Source organism: Rhizobacter sp. P1_G5, assembly GCF_056405435.1.
This window is the reverse complement of sequence record NZ_JBFUCB010000569.1, coordinates 1-3,974: the sequence shown is the minus strand read 5'-3', so window position 1 is coordinate 3,974 and position 3,974 is coordinate 1. Positions and strand designations below refer to the sequence as shown.

The 3,974-nt window shown below is 69.2% G+C and carries 4 protein-coding genes; 1 reads left to right on the top strand and 3 read right to left on the bottom strand.

The window, feature by feature from the left end; genetic code table 11:
• Positions 1-1,320, top strand: a 1,320-nt coding sequence (locus tag AC1D12_RS27110) for an RICIN domain-containing protein (RefSeq protein ID WP_477844121.1), incomplete at its 5' end; no start/stop codon positions are given.
• Positions 1,321-1,324: 4 nt separating this feature from the next.
• On the opposite strand, the gene AC1D12_RS27105 is transcribed toward AC1D12_RS27110, so the two are convergent.
• From AC1D12_RS27105 to AC1D12_RS27095, 3 genes are read right to left on the bottom strand one after another with little or no spacing between them, the layout of a single operon-like run.
• The gene (locus AC1D12_RS27105) at positions 1,325-1,864 is read right to left on the bottom strand and encodes a response regulator transcription factor (protein WP_477844119.1); all 540 of its coding nucleotides are present in this window, start codon (positions 1,862-1,864) and stop codon (positions 1,325-1,327) included.
• Complete coding sequence (locus tag AC1D12_RS27100) at positions 1,851-3,245, bottom strand: ATP-binding protein (RefSeq protein WP_477828007.1); 1,395 nt, start codon at positions 3,243-3,245, stop codon at positions 1,851-1,853. Before AC1D12_RS27100 ends, AC1D12_RS27105 begins: the two co-directional genes overlap by 14 nt.
• Positions 3,229-3,969, bottom strand: a complete 741-nt coding sequence (locus AC1D12_RS27095; protein ID WP_477844123.1) for an SURF1 family protein — start codon at positions 3,967-3,969, stop codon at positions 3,229-3,231. The genes AC1D12_RS27100 and AC1D12_RS27095 overlap by 17 nt, the downstream gene beginning before the upstream one ends.
• Between the last annotated feature and the right edge of the window lie 5 nt (positions 3,970-3,974).

The following is a 3,974-nucleotide window of genomic DNA, read 5'->3' as shown; positions in this document are numbered from 1 at the left end:
AACGTGATCTACGAGTTCCACTACTACAACTGGGGCAACGACTCGAACTACCAGGCGCAGGCGAGCTTCACCGACAGCAAGATCGCGCAGGAGAAGCAGTACCTGTCGTACAACGTGCCGCACTACGTCGGCGAGTTCATGCTGTTCAACCTGCAGAGCAGCTGGGACTACGCGCTGGGCAAGTACAACGCGGCCGGCTGGCACTGGACGAGCTGGACCTACAAGGGCACCAACGTCGGCAACTGGGCGCTCTACAACAGCACCAACGCCAGCGCCAACACGCCGAACGTCGCGACCGATTCGTACGCGACGATCGAATCGAAGTGGCGCAGCTGGGATGTCGAGAAGAACATGGCGCCGAACACGATGCTGACCGGTGTGTTCAAGGCGGCGCTGACCGGCAGGAACAGCCTGATCCGCAACCTGCCGTACGAAGGCAACTGGCGCGCCATCGACAGGCTCGAGGCCGAGAACTTCTATGCGCAAAGCGGCGTCAGCTTCGACGCGGCCGGCGTCGGCAGCTTCGATGCGGGCGACTGGCTGCGCTACATCGACGTCGACTTCGGCAGCGGCGTCGACCGGCTGAAGCTGCGGCTCGCGGTGGATGCGGCCTATGCCGGCAAGCAGATCGAGCTGCACCTCGACAGCCCGACCGGCGCGCACGTCGGCACGGTCACGGTGCCGAACACCGGCGGCTGGACCACCTTCCAGGAGGTCACGACGCCGATCCAGCGCAGCAGCGGTGTGCACAACCTCTACCTGGTGGCGAAGGGCGGCCTGGGCGTCGCCAACCTCGATTGGCTGCAGTTCGAGGACTCGACCGGCACCAACACGCCGACGAATCCGCCGACCAACCCGCCCACGAATCCGCCGACCAATCCCACCACCGGCCCGGTCTCCGGCCAGACCTATGCGATCGTCGCGAAGCACAGCGGCCGTGCCCTCGACGTGCGCGAGCGCGCCACGACCGACGGCGCGGCGCTGCAGCAATGGAGCTACGGCGGCAGCAGCAACCAGCAGTGGGTCGCGCAGGGCAGTGGCAACGGGCTGTGGCAGCTGCGCTCGGTGGCGAGCGGCAAGTGCGCCGACATCACCGGCGTCAGCACCGCCAACGGCGCGGTGGTGCAGCAATGGACCTGCACCGGCGGCGCGAACCAGCTGTTCAAGCTGGAGGACCAGGGCGGCGGCTACTTCTACCTGCGCGCCTCGCACAGCAACAAGTGCCTGGACGTGAGCAACGTGTCGACGTTGGATGGCGCGGCGATCCAGCAGTGGGATTGCGCCGGCGACAACGCGCGCTGGATGTTCCGCGCGCCGTGAGGTGCTACTTCACCTGCTGCTTGCCCAGCTTGCGCGCCAGCGTGCGCCTGTGCATGCCCAGCCGCCGCGCCGTCTCGGAGATGTTGAAGCCGGTCTCGGCCAGCGTCTCGTGGATGCGTTCCCACTCCAGCGTCTTGATCGAGCTGGCGCGGTTCGTCAGCTCGACCTCGGTGGTGCCGGCCGCGCGGCCGAACGCGGCCTCGATGTCGTCGGTGTTCGACGGCTTGGCCAGGTAGTGGCAGGCGCCGAGCTTGATCGCCTCGACCGCGGTCGCGATGCTCGCGAAGCCGGTCAGCACGACGATCAGCATCTTCGGGTCGTGCGCATGCAGGGCCTGCACGCAGGCCAGCCCCGAGGCATCGCCATTGAGCTTCAGATCGACGATCGCGAAGCCCGGCGACCCGGCCTGCAGCGCGGTGCYCACGTCTTCGAGGCTCGCGGCGAGCGTGACGTGGTAGTCGCGCCGCTCGAACGAGCGCCCGAGCGTGCGCGCGAACGAGGCGTCGTCCTCGACGATCAGCAGGCGGCGTTCAGCGTTGTCCATGGCTCTCGCTCACTTCCTCGTCATCTTCTTCGGGTTCGTCTTCGGGCTCCAGCACGATCGCCGACAGTGGCAGCGTGATCTTGACCATCGCGCCGCCTTCCGGCCGGTTCGCGGCCTCCACCGTGCCGCCGATCGTGCGCGCCACGTTGACCACCAGGAACAGCCCGAGCCCGCCGCCCGGCCGGCCCTTGGTCGAGCGGTAGGGCTGGCCCAGCGTTTCCAGCAGGCCGGGTGCGAAGCCCTTGCCGGCATCGGTCACCGTCAGGGTCAGCGCGTCGCCGGCACGCTCGACATCGAGCCGCAGCCACTGCGGCGAGGCCTCCAGCGCGTTGTCGAGCACGTTGCAGATCATCTGCTGGATCGCCGAATCGGACACCATCGGCAGGTCGTCGCCGAAGCGGTTCTCGTACGCGAAGGCCTTGACCGGCCGCGTGCGGCGCCAGTCGCGCACCAGCTCGTCGAGGAAGGTCGCGAGCGTGGTCGCCTCCGACGATTCGCCGCGCGCCTCGCCGGCCGTCAGCAGGATGCCGCTGACGATCGCCTTGCAGCGCTCCAGCTGCGTCTGCATCTCGACCACCTCTTCCAGCAGCTCGGGGTCGGAGCTGAAGTGCGGCAGCCGGCGCCAGTCGCCGAGGATCACCGCCAGCGTCGCGAGCGGCGTGCCCAGCTCGTGCGCCGCGCCCGAGGCGAGCAGGCCCATGCGGACGATGTGCTCCTCTTCGGCGGCACGCTGGCGCAGGTCGGCCAGCCGCGCATCGCGGGCGCGCAGGTTGCGCTGGATGCGGGTGATGAAGGTGACCAGCAGCGCCGCGTTCAGCGCGAAGCACAGCAGCAGCCCGAGCACGAACGGGCTCGACAGGCCGCGCACGTGGTCGAGCGGGATGTCCAGCGGCCGGTAATACAGCCCGAGCCCGGCGAAGCAAACGCTGGTGACGACCACCAGCACCCAGGTGTAGCGGGGCTTCAGCAGCACCGCGCCGAGGATCACCTGCAGCAGGTACAGGAAGGCGAACGGATTGGTCGCGCCGCCGCTCAGGTACAGCTGGGCGGTCAGCATGCCCACGTCGACCAGCAGCGCGACCAGCAGCTCCACGTGCAGCACCGGCCGCCGGTTGCGCAGCCGCAGCACGCTGACCAGGTTGAACGCGACCAGGCAGTACAGCACCGCGAGCATGTGCTCCAGCGGAAGCCGGATGCCGAAACCGAAGTGCACGGTGGCGATCGTGGCGACCTGGCCGACCACCGCGATCCAGCGCAGCTGGATCAGCTGCTGCATGTTCTTCAGGCCGGCATCGGCAACGCCGACGGTCGTGGTGACCCACGGCGCGGGCGGGCCGATGGTGATGTGCTGCGGCGGGATGGAGTCAGCCGTGAGGGGCATCGTGGGGGACTGCGCTGGCGGAGGCCTGGGAGAGCGGATTCTCCCTCGACCAGCGGCCGCCGGGTCGCAGCATCCACGCCGCCCCTGCCACCATCGCGGCGAGGCCGAACCAGGTGAGGGCGTAGACGAGGTGGTTGTTGTGGAAGCTGACGACGGTCAGGCCGCCGACCGGCCACGCGTCCGAGCCTGCATCGGCGTCGACGAAATAGGGGGCGGCGTTCGGGATCCCTCGCGCCGCGGCGATGGCCGCCACGTCGCGCGAGAACCAGCGGCCGGCAGCGGGATCGTTGTGGCGCAGGAAGCCGCCGCGCGGCTCGGTCAGGCGCAGCAGGCCGGTGAGGGCGACCTCGCCGTCGGGGCGCGCGGCGAGGGCTTTCGATCCGGTGGTGACGAAGCCGCGGTTGACCAGCACGCTGCGGCCGTCGGCCTGCTGCAGTGGCGTCAGCAGCCACCAGCCGGGGCCTTGCTCGGTGACGGCCTGCACGAGCGTCYCTTGCGTGTGCAGGAAGCGGCCGTGCAGCACGACGTGCCGGTATTCATCGGCCGCCGCGGTGACGGGCCCGGCGGGCGCCTCGACCGGCGCCGCACGGACCCGCTGCTCGACCCGCTCGATCAGGTCCAGCTTCCAGGCCAGCCGCTGCACCTGCCAGGTGCCGAGTGAAATGAAAACGGCGGCCAGCAAGCCGGCCGCCGCGAGAAGCACTCCCAACCCAGCGGCCCCCATGGAAC